The organism is Vibrio sp. Y20_XG_PY13 (assembly GCF_024181925.1).
Taxonomy (GTDB): Bacteria; Pseudomonadota; Gammaproteobacteria; order Enterobacterales; family Vibrionaceae; genus Vibrio; species Vibrio parahaemolyticus.
Genome location: NZ_JAMZAL010000002.1, coordinates 126,904 through 141,833, shown reverse-complemented (window position 1 = coordinate 141,833; position 14,930 = coordinate 126,904). Strand labels below are relative to the sequence as shown.

Annotated in this window: 13 protein-coding genes; 1 reads left to right on the top strand and 12 read right to left on the bottom strand. The window is 47.4% G+C overall.

The genetic code is table 11. The annotated features are described in order from the left end of the window. Positions 1–49 precede the first annotated feature (49 nt). From NL646_RS05855 to NL646_RS05805, 11 genes are all read right to left on the bottom strand, one after another. Entirely contained in the window at positions 50–1,414 is a 1,365-nt protein-coding gene (locus NL646_RS05855; protein ID WP_021452987.1) for an O-antigen ligase family protein, read from the bottom strand. Beyond that, complete coding sequence (locus NL646_RS05850) at positions 1,411–2,841, bottom strand: lipopolysaccharide biosynthesis protein (RefSeq protein WP_069507649.1); 1,431 nt, start codon at positions 2,839–2,841, stop codon at positions 1,411–1,413. The genes NL646_RS05855 and NL646_RS05850 overlap by 4 nt, the downstream gene beginning before the upstream one ends. Next, positions 2,834–4,006 carry a glycosyltransferase family 4 protein gene (locus NL646_RS05845; protein WP_069507650.1) on the bottom strand — a complete coding sequence of 391 codons (1,173 nt, stop codon included), beginning with the start codon at positions 4,004–4,006 and terminating at the stop codon, positions 2,834–2,836. Before NL646_RS05845 ends, NL646_RS05850 begins: the two co-directional genes overlap by 8 nt. A 10-nt stretch (positions 4,007–4,016) precedes the next feature. Continuing rightward, positions 4,017–5,201, bottom strand: a complete 1,185-nt coding sequence (locus tag NL646_RS05840) for a glycosyltransferase (protein ID WP_069507651.1) — start codon at positions 5,199–5,201, stop codon at positions 4,017–4,019. Positions 5,202–5,351: 150 nt separating this feature from the next. Then, the gene (locus NL646_RS05835; protein WP_253663967.1) at positions 5,352–6,422 is read right to left on the bottom strand and encodes a glycosyltransferase family 4 protein; all 1,071 of its coding nucleotides are present in this window, start codon (positions 6,420–6,422) and stop codon (positions 5,352–5,354) included. Beyond that, the gene (locus NL646_RS05830) at positions 6,397–7,941 is read right to left on the bottom strand and encodes a sigma-54 dependent transcriptional regulator (protein WP_253663966.1); all 1,545 of its coding nucleotides are present in this window, start codon (positions 7,939–7,941) and stop codon (positions 6,397–6,399) included. Before NL646_RS05830 ends, NL646_RS05835 begins: the two co-directional genes overlap by 26 nt. 271 nt (positions 7,942–8,212) lie before the next feature. Next, positions 8,213–8,593 (bottom strand): Hpt domain-containing protein, encoded by a 381-nt coding sequence (locus NL646_RS05825; RefSeq protein ID WP_005454845.1) that lies wholly within the window; start codon positions 8,591–8,593, stop codon positions 8,213–8,215. Positions 8,594–8,605: 12 nt separating this feature from the next. After that, on the bottom strand, positions 8,606–9,292 hold the full coding sequence (locus NL646_RS05820; RefSeq protein ID WP_005454821.1) for a CpsD/CapB family tyrosine-protein kinase: 687 nt from the start codon (positions 9,290–9,292) through the stop codon (positions 8,606–8,608). Further along, a complete protein-coding gene (locus tag NL646_RS05815; protein ID WP_253664105.1) occupies positions 9,292–11,358 on the bottom strand; it encodes an SLBB domain-containing protein in 2,067 nt (688 codons plus the stop codon). Before NL646_RS05815 ends, NL646_RS05820 begins: the two co-directional genes overlap by 1 nt. Before the next feature lie 32 nt (positions 11,359–11,390). Next, positions 11,391–12,299: an OmpA family protein gene (locus NL646_RS05810; RefSeq protein WP_140140064.1), complete on the bottom strand. Its 909-nt coding sequence runs from the start codon at positions 12,297–12,299 to the stop codon at positions 11,391–11,393. 26 nt (positions 12,300–12,325) lie between these two features. After that, positions 12,326–12,646, bottom strand: a complete 321-nt coding sequence (locus NL646_RS05805; RefSeq protein WP_005454817.1) for an STAS domain-containing protein — start codon at positions 12,644–12,646, stop codon at positions 12,326–12,328. A gap of 376 nt (positions 12,647–13,022) precedes the next feature. Between NL646_RS05805 and NL646_RS05800 the strand changes: the two genes are divergently transcribed. Next, positions 13,023–13,865 carry a DNA ligase gene (locus NL646_RS05800; protein WP_017448527.1) on the top strand — a complete coding sequence of 281 codons (843 nt, stop codon included), beginning with the start codon at positions 13,023–13,025 and terminating at the stop codon, positions 13,863–13,865. On the opposite strand, the gene NL646_RS05795 is transcribed toward NL646_RS05800, so the two are convergent. Further along, entirely contained in the window at positions 13,855–14,865 is a 1,011-nt protein-coding gene (locus tag NL646_RS05795) for a DUF3080 domain-containing protein (RefSeq protein ID WP_024703661.1), read from the bottom strand. The two genes, NL646_RS05800 and NL646_RS05795, sit on opposite strands and share 11 nt — an antisense overlap. Positions 14,866–14,930 lie beyond the last annotated feature (65 nt).

The window sequence follows — 14,930 nt, the reverse complement described above, 5'->3', positions numbered from 1 at the left end:
ATTTTAGCCTTTAAAAACAGCTAGTTGTATTGTTGTCAAAATGAAAGGATTAGGATTTCTCATTTTGACAATCAGATTGAACGATACGACTGACCACCACGGTGAGCGCGGCAAGAATGTAGATTGGCCAAGTAAAACCTTGAGTAAGAAACGTACCCGAGACAATGGTGCCGATAAGGCCGCTCAATACCGCGTTTGCGCCAACAGTCAGTGCGTAATCGGAATCGGGTGTGAGCAGCGAAATGGATTTTAAAGAGGTGCGAATCAACGAGACAATCAGCGTGATGAACACCGCTAGCCCGACAAATCCGGTTTCCGCTAACACGCCAAACCATGTACTGTGCACCGCGTGGTTGATGCCATCCCAATGTGGGCTGTAGAAGTAGTAGTTGAAGTAGAAGTTATCCAGTCCTACTCCGGTAAACGGGTGGTGGAGTGCCATTTTGAAAGCCGCTTCCCATGCGTACAAACGACCCATCGCTGATGCGTCGATACCATCTTCTGCTGCGCCGCCGGATTCACGCCCCGAAATCCCAGCAAAAGCATATAAGGCTAAAGCCGCAACCGCCCCAAGAACCAAAACCAAGGTTTTGCTTTTGATGTGTTTAAAGGCGAAGTAAGCAAACACGGAGAGCGACCCCAACAAACCGCCACGGCTTTGTGTTTGTATCACTGCGAAAAACAGGATAAAGCAGGTGATAAGCGCGAAGAGTCGTAATAGGGTTGGCGAGCGTTTTTCCATCAATTGACTAACGGTAAAGGCGAGAGGAAACATCAACACGAGTGCCAAGTCGTTAGGGTCGCCCAGCACTGAACCAATGGAACGCCCAATCGATACGCGAGTGCCTTCGACTAAATCAATGCCGTTTGCTGCGTTATTAAGCGCGACTAGCCCGATCAACATGCCGGCGACGATGATCGCTCTGGACATTTGAGCGAGCTGCTGTGGTTTGGTGATCAGCCAGGTGATCGCCAAGGTCATCACAATGATTTTCCAATACGTATTTTTAAATACCGTGATGGCAATATCTCGGCTAGAGGCGAACACAATCCCGATGATAACCAGCCCCCAGAAAATGCACAGCCACTTGAGTGAAGGGTGCCAGAATGCCGTAAGTTGACGACTTAGCAGTAGATGAAAAGCTAGCGCAGCTAACGCGCCAAGGGATAAAAGCAATGGAATTTTAAAGCTGTAAATGGCAGGAAACGCTTCGTGAATACGGAAAAAAGAGAAGATAACGAACAGTGTCACGAGCCAAAAGGTTTGATTGAGGACGAATAGCAATGCCAACGGTGCAAAGCACACTGCCACAATCAAAATGGGGTGAGGCATCACGATCCAAAGCAACGCAATCACGACGGTGATCGTCAGCGCTGCAATGGATTGTTTTGTTCTCACATCGGTTGGGCTCATATCGAATATCTCTTCACTTGTCCGCGCCATCGAATGAATTGCTGACTTAATGCGCTGCGGGCTTCTTTACTCATGTAACGAACGGCGAGCCCTGCCAGCAGGCTGCATGTCAAAATGCAAATTGCGATGGCGATTCCTATCGATTGTGAAGAGTGAAGCAGGAACAGTGCCACACCTGAGATAATTTGCAGTAAAACCATCAAACTCAAATGGAATGGTAGAGTCATACACTGTTGGCCAACCGCGTAAGTTAAGCCGAGTTTACAAAGCTGCGCGTAGTACAACGCAATGAACACGCCAAAAATACCGAGAGAAGACAAACCAAACAGCAACCCAATCGCAACGAAGGCAGAAACCACATTAATACCAAGCAACCATCGGGTTCTGCGTTTGAAAAGAATGGCGATGTTTAACAATTCGCTCCATTCCTTGAGCATCGCAATCGGTAGCAAGAACAGCGTGTAAAGTACCGCTTCATGGTAGGTTTTTGGCAAGAAGTTCGTGATCATGACCATTGCCAGTGTCGCTACAACCACGCTGAGCGCAGAAACATAAATCATCCCTAAATGGGAAACACGCACGGCTTCACTATCTCGACCATTTTCGAGGTACGTAAAGCGTCGTGGCATCCACCACATGCCAAATGGCTGCACCAAAATACACATACCCACTGCGAACTTAACCGCAATCGCATAAATGCCTAACGTCGCCAACGAAGCATTTGCACCGATGAACCAGCGCTCGGCGCCATTCAAACAAAACGCGACAAGTGCAGACAGCATTACTGGTAGGCAGTAATTCAAATACTGCTTGGCTAAGGCAATCTGAGGCAGAGCAAGGGTGTAACGGTTGATGATGTGCAACCAAACAAATTGCATGACCGCAGCGATAAGACCGCCAATCAGCACCGAGATGACATGCGGGTGCAGCGCAAGCGCCGCGACGATAAACGTGACTTGCAGTAGGGTTGTCGTCACCATCACTTGAAGCAGCGTTTTGGCTTTGTCATCTTGAGTGCGCAGCCAAGCCGTGCCAATCGCAATGCTGCCTTCCAGAACAATGGCAAGCGTGACAACAGCAAATTCGATGCGCGTAAAAGGTTCAGGAATAGAGAGCAACGCAATCAGTAACAGGAGAATCGCAGCCACCGCGCCGGCGATCAGCACCGACAATGAATAAAGTTGGTTGAGAGAAACGGTTCTTTTTTGTGCGTCTTTCTCCACGCCGACAAAACGATAGAGTGCTTCGTGCAAAGCAAAGCTGACCAACAAGGTTGTCACTACGCCAAAAGTGGTCAGTAGCTCGAGTTTGCCCATTTGCTCTGGCGTCAAAAAGTGTGGGAGCACAGGCAACATGAGTAAGCTGATGCTTTTGTTGATCACTAACGCAATCGCGAAAAGTGACATGTTGGTCATTGCTTTAGACATGGTCATATCCTTTGACGTTGTTTCGCGCTTTGGCACCGTGATGACTGGTTGGTGCATGCTCTGAACATAAATATTGAGCGATCGGCATGTAGCAGCGTTCCGCGCTGTATAGCTGTGCGACATTTAAGGCTTCAAGTCCCATTGTGACCTTCATCCACGGTGACTCATTAAGCAGACGAATTGCGTTGTGCAGAGAAGCCGCATTATTCGGTGTGTATTTGATGCAGTTCTTTCCATGAGTCAATACGCGATCCCAATAGCTATCATCGTGAGGGATAACCACACACATACCGGACGCCAGTGCTTCTAAAATGGAAAGCCCGAAAGGTTCGTTCACGCTGGTGGAAACAAAAACACCACACTGTGCACGCAATTCGTTGAGGTTGTTTGGAGATTCATACCAATCGACCCCTTTGGTATTAAAATCCGGAGTGGAATATTCAACGCCTGGTACATTCGGTTTGATGTAACAAATGGTGGATTGAATGGTGGTGGTGTTTTCTAGCGTTAGGGCATCCAGCAGTAAATCCACGTTTTTCCATTTCAACAAACTTGCTGCCCAAAACACGCGATTGGAGATTGGATTAGCTTGTTTCGGCCAGCGTTCGCGAGAAAGGCCGTTAACAAATGTGGAGGCGTTCAATGTGCTCCAATATCTTTCCGTCGCAGGTTTTGGTGTTTTTAAATAGGCTTGCAACGCGTTAATCAAGGATTCGCGAGTGTTTGACAGATAGTAGATAGCGCTGGCTTTTACTAAGCAGTAGCCGGACGATCTTGCGACGCCAACAGGTCCGTGAATCATTTGTACCACTGGCTTGCGGCTGAACAGTCTCATCAAGTACAAAGGCATGTCATTACTCGGGCAAGACAGCCCCAGATACCAATCGATTTTTGGCAGCTTCATGCACACCTTGAGCAGTTGAATTAGATAAAACGCGTTCATCAACCAATAGATGAGACCGTGAGTGGAACAAAACGGCGCAGCTTTTATGTTGAGAATCTGGATACGCGGCGTATCTTGCAAAAGTGGCGTCCAATGCTCGGGTTTGGTTGTCACCAAATAACCAATAACGTTGAGCTTATTGCACTGTTTGAGTAGCTCCGCATTGGCGATTTTGGAACCACCTTGCATTGGAATCGCATCGAACATCAATACACGTTTCATTATCTGTTCCTCAGTTGATGCTCAACCAGCGGGAAAGGGGTTTCATGCACTGCGCCATTGGCATCGGTACAACAGTTTTGTTTTCCAGCTCGGTTTCATAAATTGCTTCAATCGCTTTGACGGAAGCGGTCGTGGTCAAGTTTTGGCTAGCATGTAGGTAGGCATTTTCAGCCAGTTTTTCTCGCAAGTCGGCATCTTGCATGACCAATTGAATCGCATTCAGCAGTCCAGCCATGCCCTGGTTTGGATAAAGAAGGGCGCTATGGTTGTGCTCGAACAATTCGGGAATACCGCCAGTTTTAGGTGCTACGATTGGCAGTTTTGCTAATGCCGCTTCTCCTACGACTAGACCAAAAGCCTCTTCGTATGCGCCGCTAATGAAAGCGTCAGCATTGCCCGACATCCAAGCGCCTGCATTGGTCTGTTCTCCGACGAAGTGCACGCGGTCTTGCATACCAAGGTCGGTAACTAATTGCTTCAAGTTTTCGCGCTCTTCACCGTCGCCGACAATCACGAGATGTGGATTGGTTTGATGGTAGTTGTGCATTCGCATAGCATGAATGAGGCGATCGAACCCTTTGCGTTTGATCAGCGAACCAACCGAAAGGAAGGTGAATGCATTAGCAGGAATACCCAAGCGCGCTTTGATGTCGATAGGCGCTTCAGAGTCATCCAAAGAGACGCCGTTGTGCACTACGTGCAGTTGCTCTTCTGGATAACCATCGCGCAGAATTTCACGGCCTACATCTTTGCTCACACAGATTATTTTCGGCGAAAGGTGCAAGCCAAGCGAAAAACGATCGCGCAACGTGTAGTGACAATGCAATTGCGTGACTAGAGGTACATGATTCATGCGCGCGGCTAAGGACATCCACTGGCAAGGGCCACCACTGTTGACATGAACGAGATCGATATTGTGCTTCTCGATGAGCGCTGAACCTTGTTTGATCAGGTTATTCCAACCCGTGATGTCCCAACGCGGCGCACACCAGCCACCGACGAGGTTGAACGTAGAGTGCTCTGCTTTGATACCAAGATCTTGGCATTTCTCAATCAGAGGTTGGCAGTTCGACCAGACAATTGGCTCGAACTTGTCTCGGTCGATACCCAAGATAAGATCGAGTAGTACCACTTCACTGCCGCGAATCCAGTTATCACCATAATGAACGTAAAGAATGCGTTTTGGAGTAGTCATAAGTCACCTCGGTCTTATCGTTAATCTAATTCGACTACTGCAACCGAGATGCCAAAATATGCTATTGGTTTAAGTGATTGAAATGTATGGGTGAGGGGATGGAAACCAAGAAGCAGCGAAACAAATTCTCAATTTGAGAACCAATATGGGTTAGTTATCCATCTCAATTTGATATTGCGTTAGCAATACGGGAATAACGCTCTCTGTTGAGAACTGCTCTACGATCGTTTGGCGTGCGTTTTTACGGATTCGTTCTTGTTGGCTTTTCTCCATCGCCATCCAGTGTTGCAGATTGAGTGCGAGAGCGGGGACATCATCGGCAATAAAACCATTGTTGCCGGATTGAATGATGTCGGGTAAACGTCCGACCTTTAGACTGATCACCACAATGCCGCGTGCCATTGCCTCAAGTGCCGCCATGGGTAGTCCTTCGAAGCGAGAAGATATAATCAATACGCTGATGTTTTCCCATACCGCGTTCATATCGGTTTGATGACCATGAAAAATGACATTCGCTGGTGCGGTTGTCTCTAAGTTTTGTCGCTCAGGCCCATCTCCATAGATAGAGAAACGATAATCAGGGCAGGCTTTCGCTAACTCGATAAATTGATCTGCGCCTTTTTCATGGCTTAATCGACCAACAAACGAGATCTCTTGATAATGGTTGTTCATGCTTGGTAGCGCGACAAAGTTGTTGAGCAGTTGCGAAGGGCAGAGCACTTTATCTTGAATACTTTTGCTTACTGCAAAGCAGTGATCCGAGAGGTAGCCTGAGCATCTGTCTAACCCGTCGTAAAGCCACAGTTTGCCCGATGACGACTCACCGGCATGATAAGTTGAAACCAAACGCGGAAAAGTGCGAGTGAGCAGTTTGGCGGTGCGAGCCAGTATGCTCGCCTTGTAGCCGTGAGTGTGCAGTACACTCGGTTGGTGATGCGCGACAGCACTGGTGAGGTGCTTGATCGCAATTGTATTCAAAGGAACGCCAGATATCTGCGGTAAATAGCTTGTGGGAATGTTCGCCGCTTGTGCTTTTTCTACAAGCTGTGCTTGAGGTGTGTACTCCGTTGGCAACACTATACGCACGGCGTGCCCAAACGCGAGAATGCCTTTTGCCAGCTCTAATATGTGGCTTTCGATGCCGCCAAAAATGCGGCTATCAACAAAAATCCAAACTTCGCCCACAATGGGTACATCAGGATTGTTCGAGATTAACTTCATCCGCTTCCCACGCTTGTTTTTTACGATAGACCGTTGAAGGGCTTAGCTCCAGCATCACAGCGGCATTGAGCACGTTACCATCACAATAAGCGATCGCGTTTTGAATCGCTTCACGTTCGACTTGCCACATTGGTCGGATACTTCCGTCTGCATTAAAGTATGGCGATAAGGAATGACTCGGTGTTTCAACGCCGACAGTAGGTTGTGTTTGTTGAGCAGGCACCTCTTGAACAGGTTGCACTGGTTCAACGGGTTGTGTTTGCATTGCTGGAGCATTATGTCCGTTGAGATTGTTGCTCGGGCTTGATGATTCGACGTGCACAGAGGTTACGGTTCTTGCCTGCGTTTTCTTTTGAGTTAACTGAGCGGGCAGGTGAGCCACCGTGACTTTTTCATCATTGTTGAGTACCACGATATTACGAATGATGTTTTGTAGCTGCCTTACGTTGCCAGGCCATTCGTAATGTTTGATCACGTGCTGCGCTTCGGTATCAATGTTAGAGAATTTTTTCTTGTCCTCTTTGGCGTAAGTCGTGAGAAAATGCTTGGCTAACGTGACGATGTCACTTCCTCTTTCTCTCAAAGGTGGCATATCAATCGGCACAACGTGAACACGGTAATACAAGTCTTCGCGAAAGCGTCCTTCTTCCACTTCTGTAAGTGGATCTCTGTTGGTGGCGCAAATGATACGTACATCGACTTTCATCTCTTTCGTGCCGCCAAGTGGGGTGTAAGTGCCCGTTTGTAAGAAGCGCAGTAGCTTTTTCTGCATTTCCAGTTCCATTTCACACAGCTCGTCGAGAAATAGCGTCCCACCGTGGGCCAATGTTGCTGCGCCTTTTCTGTCTGTGGTTGCGCCAGTAAACGCCCCTTTAACGTGCCCGAAAATCTCACTTTCCATCAAATCTCGTGGTATCGCACCACAGTTGATGGCGATGAAAGGTTTGTCTCTGCGATCACTTTGGCGATGAACGGCTTCGGCGCACACTTCTTTACCCGTGCCACTTTCACCGACGATAAAGACGCTGGCCGAGGTTGGTGCGACGGCATCTATCGTTTTGTATACCGCTTGCATCGGTAGGCTTGAGCCAATGAAGCCATGATAGTTGTGGCGATCGAAGGTAGACTGAATGCTTTCTACCAAGTCTTCCAATTTGGCTCGTTTTAGATGCAGTGCCACAGAGGTTTTAAGACGGTCGGCATTGATGGGTTTTTCTAAGAAGTCTTCAGCGCCTTTTTGTATCAAGTTTACAGCTAAGTCGACGCTGCCGTGTGCGGTGGCGATGATGACCGAAGTGGGAATATCATTTTGATTGATCCAATCCAACACGTCTTCACCCGACATGTCTGGAAGTTTTAAATCTAAAATGATCAGTTGAGGCTTGCTGCGTTCAATGAATTGAATGGCTTCACGACCTGTCTCGACATGGAAAATGTCGTAAGGCTCATCTTTCACATATTGCTTATAAAGTATGGCTAATGAGGTAGAGTCTTCTACCAATAACACCCTTGGTCTCATAGTCCTATCCCAACTTAATCTGATTCATTGTTATGATTCTGCCAGCTCACTTGGAGATTGATGAGAAAGAAAAAATAGATAAGCATCCTCAAGTTGCTAGAAGATTCTCAATTTGAGAAAAGTTATAGTTAAGTATTAGCACAGGGCAGGGATATTGCGAAAATTCTTTACTTTTTAATTGATTAAGCGCGGTATGAATTTTAAAAGATGAAGACCAAATCGCACTTTAATAAGTGCGATGGTTCATATGGTTTTGCGGGTTTTCTTCTTGTTACTCAAAGCCTTGAGCCTTGCGCAGGTTGAGCGCTTCAAACGAACGTTCAGCCAGTAAAGGCAATGCGGCACACAGCTCCAATGCTTGTTGGGTTTTACCTTCGACACAATGTTTCTCGATGCTTCTGGCTTGACGAGATAATGGGCGATTGCCTAATGCCAGCGCAGAACTGCCAAGTGTATGGACTTCAAACTCGAGTTTTTCTAGGTCATGCTCACCCAACGCCCGCTCTATTTTTTGCATCCGTTCGCGAGACTCTTCGATATAGTGTTCAATCAACGTGGGAATGATCTCCGCGCAGGTGTCTTTAATCATTTGCTGGAGAATGAGCTCATCAACCAACTCTTGTTCAATGTGTTGTGCAGTATTGGAATTCATAATAAGCGCTCCCTATAACATAAACAGTTCACTTTTTTTAATCTGCTGGGCCAGTTTGTCTTTCCATTTTTTCGGTAGAAAACGCAGCTTTTCGACTTGGCGAATCAGCTCGTCTTTTAGGCTCGGAGTGTGTTTCATGTTTAGTACCGAGCCAATCAGATTGGCATCGCTTGCTTCAAGCAGCTTTTTGGCTTGCTCAAGTTGCGTTGTCGTCGTAGACCCATAATGAGCAACCAGAAGCGTTGCATCACAAACTCCCGCGATGACTTGCGGTGGAATGTTACTCTTATTCACACTGAGCAACGGAGAGGTGTCGATGACAATGCGATCATACTGAGATAACCATGTCTCGATGTTTTTCCTCAGTGCGGTTGGATCTCGATACGCCAGTTTGGTGCTTGCCAACGACGGGGCAGGCAATCCCACCAGCGTTTGGTGCGCATCTTCGCGCGTAATTAAATGACCGACATTTGCGTCATCATCAAACTCGTGCACCGTGTGATACGCGGGTTTGAATAAGTTCAAGTCCACATATAATGTGCTGTAACCTGCCAAGATAAGGCGCTCGGCAAGAGAAGAGGCGACAGACGTAACGCCTTCTTCAGATTTACAGCCCACCACGCAAATCGATCTGTGACCCTTTTGTTCACTTTGCAGATAGATTTGCTCGATTTCGGCATGAGTCGCAGGAATGGTCATTACAGCGCTCCTATTAACACGATGGTGGTGGTGATTTGAAGAATGTCTCTCAAACCAGCGCGCGCTTTTTCTGCAAAGCTTTCATCTTTATGAGGAATGTAAATCGTATCCCCAGCTCGAATGACAGGCAGATCGTAAATGTTGGCGGTTTTGCTGAAGTTTACGAGGTCGAACGTTCTCGCTTGGCCTTGGCAGCACGACATATTGACGATGCTAATTTTCTCAAGGTAAGCGCTGTTTGTTGGGCCGCCAGCTTCTGCCAATAAGTCTAAAACCGTCATGTTGTCGTTGAACACGTAGCGTCCCGGATCTCGTACTTCACCCAGTACGCGCACGGTGGATTCTTTAGAACGGTCGAGCCAGTTTTTGTTTTTCTCCGGAATGTAAATAGTGTCGCCAGGGCGCACGTCTGGCAGGATAGATTCATCTCCCGTTTCGAAATACATCGACAGATTTAGTTTGCTCACTTTTGCGTAGCCTAAGCCGCGATGAGTCACGCGAATATTGTGGATATCGGCATCCATCGTCGGGCCGTCGGCGGCCGAAAGAATATCGAGAAAGTGCATTTCGTCCGTGAAGCGATAGCGACCAGGTGCGTTGATTTGACCAAACACGTAAATGGACGCGTCTGAGCTTTGGCTGACCCATTGAGATTTGTTGTCGGAAGGGTCATCTGGCAGTGCATGAACGCGCACGACCGTGCCGGCAGAAACGCGTGGCAAGTTAGACGCTGGCGAACCATCTAAAATGTACTGGTCTAAATCGAAATTCGTCATTTGACCATTGTTGGCCACTTCAACTTTGGAGGTGTCGGCACGGCGAGTCGGGCCGCCAACGTGAGCCAGCAAATCAATGAGGTCCATTTCATCTGACCATTCGATTCGGCCTGGACGAACGACTTCGCCCATTACGGCAACGGCGCGACTTGGTGCGACTTTCAACCATGACTTTTCATTAAAGTCGGTTTTTTCCGGTACGAATATCGCGTCGCCGGCGCTCACTTTTGGTGGCGCCACGGAAGAGAGCCCTTCAGTATGCGCCGTTAAGTCGAATTTGATCACCTGACCGTCGGCTTTTATCACTCGTATTTGGCGTGATTCTGCGTAACGAGTTGGGCCCCCTGCGTTTGCCAGAATGTCCATAAAGCTCGCGCCTTGTTTACCTTCGTAAGCTCCCGGGTGCGCAACTTCACCCATGATATAAACTACGTTCGCGCCAGCTCTTATCTCTTCTTCCTGCTTAGGCACAAAGATGGTTGCACCGGGCAATATCTCAGGCAGCAAGCTTTGATCGCCTGTATCTAGGTAGGTTTTCAAGTTGAACATAGTTGGTGTGTTGTTCGTAATCACGCGAATTTGCTCAACGCTCGCGTAGCGAGTAACACCGCCAGCGCGCATAACCACATCGACAAGTGTGGTGTTTGGCTTGTAAGTAAATGAGCCCGGGGCGTTCACTTCACCGAACACTTTGATTGCGCGAGCGGAGTCGGCACTGTCACCAGAGTTGGCGAGTTTGGCTGCATCGAACTCTTGCTCAATGTTGCCGACCAATGGGGAAGCAGGCACAAATAACACGTCTAACGATTCCAGTTTTGGTAGCTGGCTGTTGTCGCCTGTATCCAAAAAGCGTTTGTAATCGAACTCGATGTTCTGATCGCCACGTTTGACGATCATTTTGTCGAGCTGCGCGCCAGCACGGAGTCCGCCAGCTTCGTAAACAAACATTTGGATGTTAGAACCTGCGGGCAACGTGTATTCACCCGGCTTAACAACGTAGCCTTGCACGGAGACAAGCAGTTGTTGCTGTTTAATGAACACGCGAGCGTTATTCACGTCTCGATAGACGGTTTTCAGCGTTTCAATAATGACATCTTGCAATTGCTGCTCGTTATAACCAGCAACAAACACCGGACCAATTTCCGGTAAGTTGATTCGTCCGCGGCGGTCCACTTGAAAACCTTGGTTTAGCGATGCTTCGCCGGGCAGGTTGATCTGTACTAAGTCACCAACTTTTACTGTGTCGTTATCTGCGGCATGTAGAGGGGTTACCCAAGCGAGCACGCACATCGCGAACAAGGCAAAAAACGTTTTGAAAATGCTCATAACGCGCCTCCTATCGAACCGCTCGCGCTCGCGCTCGTTGGCATGTTGCCTTTGTTAGGTAAATTGTGATTACTTGGCGCATTGCTATCAGAGTTTGCGCTGAGAACTTCGATGCTCACTCGACGGTTGGTTAGGCGCACGGCTGGCGTTTGTCCCTCATACAAAGGCAATGTGTCGCCAACAGATTTGGTTTGTACACGGTCTGACGTTACTCCGAACACACTTAAGTATCGTTTAACTTGCTCGGCTCGTTCCTGTGCTAGTTTTTTATTGTGCTCAGGCGTACCCGTGACGTCCGCATGGCCAGTGACAACCAGAGACAGAGCAGGGTGGTCGCGCAGAATATAAGCGGCTTCTGCCAAGTGTCCCATGTACTTCGGATTGATCTCCGCAGAATCAATGGCAAACTGATTATCGACGTTGAGCAGTGCATAAATATCGGCGACGATGTTTAAGTCATTCCTTAGCGCATCGATGTCGTCCGGCGGCGTGCAAGTGGTTTGCGTAAGTACGTAGTCGAGTTGCTGCTCAAGCTGGTTTAATCGACGACGCTGGATGACCAGGTCATTGGCGGCATCAAGCAGTAAACCGCCTTCTAGTTCACGAGCAATGCGATTTTGCTTCTCGAGTGCTTGCACCACTGCAGCAGGGAAGCACCAACGAGCGCCTTCTTGAATCAAAGCGTCGAGATGAAGCTTGGTCAACTGCCAATCGAATCGCAATCCATGCTCTGGGCCCAATGGTTCATCTGGCATAACAGGCGAGAACTGATAGTTCTCAATCGAAATATCTTGATAGCTTTCCGCCAATCCACCCTGACCATGATCGGGATAATCAAATGACGAACAACCAAACATGCCGACAACGAGACCGCTAACTACACTTCGTCGTATTAGATTTACCATGCCAACCTCCGTTTAAACCGGTATTTTTAGTGTCCTTTTGAATTGACGGGAATGGCATGGTTGATACGTAGCAAGCTCATGATTTCTAATGGCTGACCTGATACGTTTTCAATACTCATGCTTCGTTCACGTTCAACTAGGCGCTTATATAAGTAAACAATGGCACCAATCCCTGAGGAATCAAGAAATTGGACGTGCTGGAGGTTGATTTCGACTTCTTTGTGATGATTGTTGTGAATTACTTCATCAATGTGATGTTGGGCTTGACGACAGCCGTTTGCATCCAAGTCACCAAAAATCTCAATCGCTAGTTTGTCTTGGGTGATTTCAAGTTTGCGTAGTTCCATGATCCTATCTCCATTTAGGTTCTTTCCTAATCTCGTAGAGCAGGGAGCGTGCCAAAATTTAAATTCAATAATTTCAATCAATTAAAGTGATGGCAGTGTGATGTTCAAATTGAGAAACGCCCAGTTCTCAATTTGAGAATCAAAAATGAACGATGATTTAGATGCAGATTGAAAATTGAAGAGGAGAGTTTGGCTTTATAACCGTGCCATTAACGTGAGCTGAAAAAACAAATGCAATACCTGTCTAAACTTTATGATTTACATTGCAAACCATTACTTATGTTGATTGTTCTGAGTCGAATAATTAACACTGACAAATAGGTAAATCGGTGGAGTTACGTTTCAATAAAGATGCTTTTTTGTACAAGGTTCCCCCATGCCATTAAAAATGACATTGATTGCCCTTGCCGTTATGGCATCTGCGCAGCCCCAAGCGAATACACCTATAGCTCCGCCCGTCTCTCTTGCTGAAACCTATCAAGATGGAATAGATGTTTCTGAGTATTGGTACAGTGAGAAACTCGATGGAATTCGAGCCTACTGGACAGGTCAACACCTCGTGACCCGAAACGGAAACAGAATTTATGCGCCCGAGTGGTTCACTGAGTCACTTCCGAACTATCCATTGGATGGTGAGCTTTGGGCCGGACGCGGAAATTTTCACATTGTTCAGCAAACCGTTCTTGATAAAACACCAATTGATAGCGCGTGGCGCGAAATCGATTTTATGGTGTTTGACATGCCGTATTCCGCAGGAGATTACCGAAAACGTTATTACAACATTCAGGATTTAGTGTTTGATATTGATGAGCACCACATCAAATACGTTGAGCACCGAGCCATCCAAAACGAGCAACATTTGTTTGCTCAACTGGATAAAATTTCCTTGTCCGATGGCGAAGGCGTGATGCTGCGTAAAGTGTCGAGCCGTTACCAAGCGGGCAGAGGAAGCGACTTACTTAAGCTAAAGCGCTACGCCGACACGGAAGCTCAAGTGGTTGGCTACAAACCGGGAACGGGGCGTTTGCTTGGGATGATGGGCGCAATGCTCGTGCGTTTGCCAGATGGTACAGAGTTTTACATCGGCAGCGGTTTTACGGATGAAGTTCGTCGCCATCCGCCGAAAATCGGTTCTACCATTACGTTTAGATACAACGGATTTACCCAAACGGGGAAACCAAGATTTGCTCGCTTTTTGAGAGAACGATTCAAGGAGTAGGTGAGTTTCCCACTACCACGCCACAACGTTTAAAAAGACCCTGCCAGAACTTAACATGTTCGAGGGTCTTTGTTCTAAATTGCTCATGCGCTTTTATCACGCCATAACTTTCCCCATGAAGTTCCATTCTCTGCTCGATGAGTATCGCACCATCATTCAACTGCTGATATGTGCTGTCGACAAAGGCGAGGTATGGCTGTACTTCTTCAACATAAATTGACTGGAAAACATTTCTCAAATAGCGAAATTGTGTGGTGTCTCGATTCTTTCCACACACAATGCGCTCCTGATTTTCTTCTAGCAATTTTGTGGTGACATCAAGCCACTCAGAAGTGCTGTTCAAAGTGAAGTAAACCTTACCCATCAAGCGAGACTTTTCCATTTCCTCTTGATATTGCACGAAGGAGAAAGAGGGTAAGCGCGAAATGACCCCTTTAGGCGTCTCATACATGGCATTTAGCGCATGAAAGGTTTCACTGACATGAGCAGTTTGATTGCGGCTTTTGGCTGATAACCAACTTGAAGCGGTGAGTTGCTTGCGCATGGTTTCGCTTGTGAGGAGAACGTTATCAAGATGAACGGGAAGATGCTGCCATTTTTGTTCATACAGGCGAGTTAATGTCGTGCGTTCGTCTTCGCTCAAGGGGTATTCAGTCAAACAACTATTGAGCGTGTTGAGCAAAGTGGTTTGGTAATCCAGGTCATGGAAAGGGTCTTGTACTTTGCCCAATTGGGAGTTCTTTTCCGCAATCAGGTTGAACAGGCCGCATTGACGCAGCTGGTAACTCTCTAGTAACCCTAGCGACAATCTTGGCAACTCTTGATACAAAGCCCTTTTATCAGGAATCGTGATAGCGGAAACCTCGTTAAGCTCTCTCGGAGGAACGTCGAGCACGTTCGCCAAACGTTGATGGTACTTTTCAAAGATTGCGCGCTCTGGATTCGTCCAACCGTTGCAACCGCTGAGCAAAGCGAGTAATGCGAAGAATAGGATTTTCACGAACTTCCTTGTCTGTTTGCTTGTGTTACTCAATTAATACGTTGTCAAAAAGTATACCTAACAAC

Coding starts and splice junctions, on each gene's coding strand:
- NL646_RS05830 (WP_253663966.1), bottom strand. CDS start 7,941: ATGAGACCAAGGGTGTTATTGGTAGAAGACTCTACCTCATTAGCCATA.
- NL646_RS05825 (WP_005454845.1), bottom strand. CDS start 8,593: ATGAATTCCAATACTGCACAACACATTGAACAAGAGTTGGTTGATGAG.
- NL646_RS05810 (WP_140140064.1), bottom strand. CDS start 12,299: ATGGTAAATCTAATACGACGAAGTGTAGTTAGCGGTCTCGTTGTCGGC.
- NL646_RS05835 (WP_253663967.1), bottom strand. CDS start 6,422: ATGAAGTTAATCTCGAACAATCCTGATGTACCCATTGTGGGCGAAGTT.
- NL646_RS05840 (WP_069507651.1), bottom strand. CDS start 5,201: ATGACTACTCCAAAACGCATTCTTTACGTTCATTATGGTGATAACTGG.
- NL646_RS05845 (WP_069507650.1), bottom strand. CDS start 4,006: ATGAAACGTGTATTGATGTTCGATGCGATTCCAATGCAAGGTGGTTCC.
- NL646_RS05815 (WP_253664105.1), bottom strand. CDS start 11,358: ATGTGCGTGCTCGCTTGGGTAACCCCTCTACATGCCGCAGATAACGAC.
- NL646_RS05820 (WP_005454821.1), bottom strand. CDS start 9,292: ATGACCATTCCTGCGACTCATGCCGAAATCGAGCAAATCTATCTGCAA.
- NL646_RS05855 (WP_021452987.1), bottom strand. CDS start 1,414: ATGAGCCCAACCGATGTGAGAACAAAACAATCCATTGCAGCGCTGACG.
- NL646_RS05850 (WP_069507649.1), bottom strand. CDS start 2,841: ATGTCTAAAGCAATGACCAACATGTCACTTTTCGCGATTGCGTTAGTG.
- NL646_RS05805 (WP_005454817.1), bottom strand. CDS start 12,646: ATGGAACTACGCAAACTTGAAATCACCCAAGACAAACTAGCGATTGAG.
- NL646_RS05800 (WP_017448527.1), top strand. CDS start 13,023: ATGCCATTAAAAATGACATTGATTGCCCTTGCCGTTATGGCATCTGCG.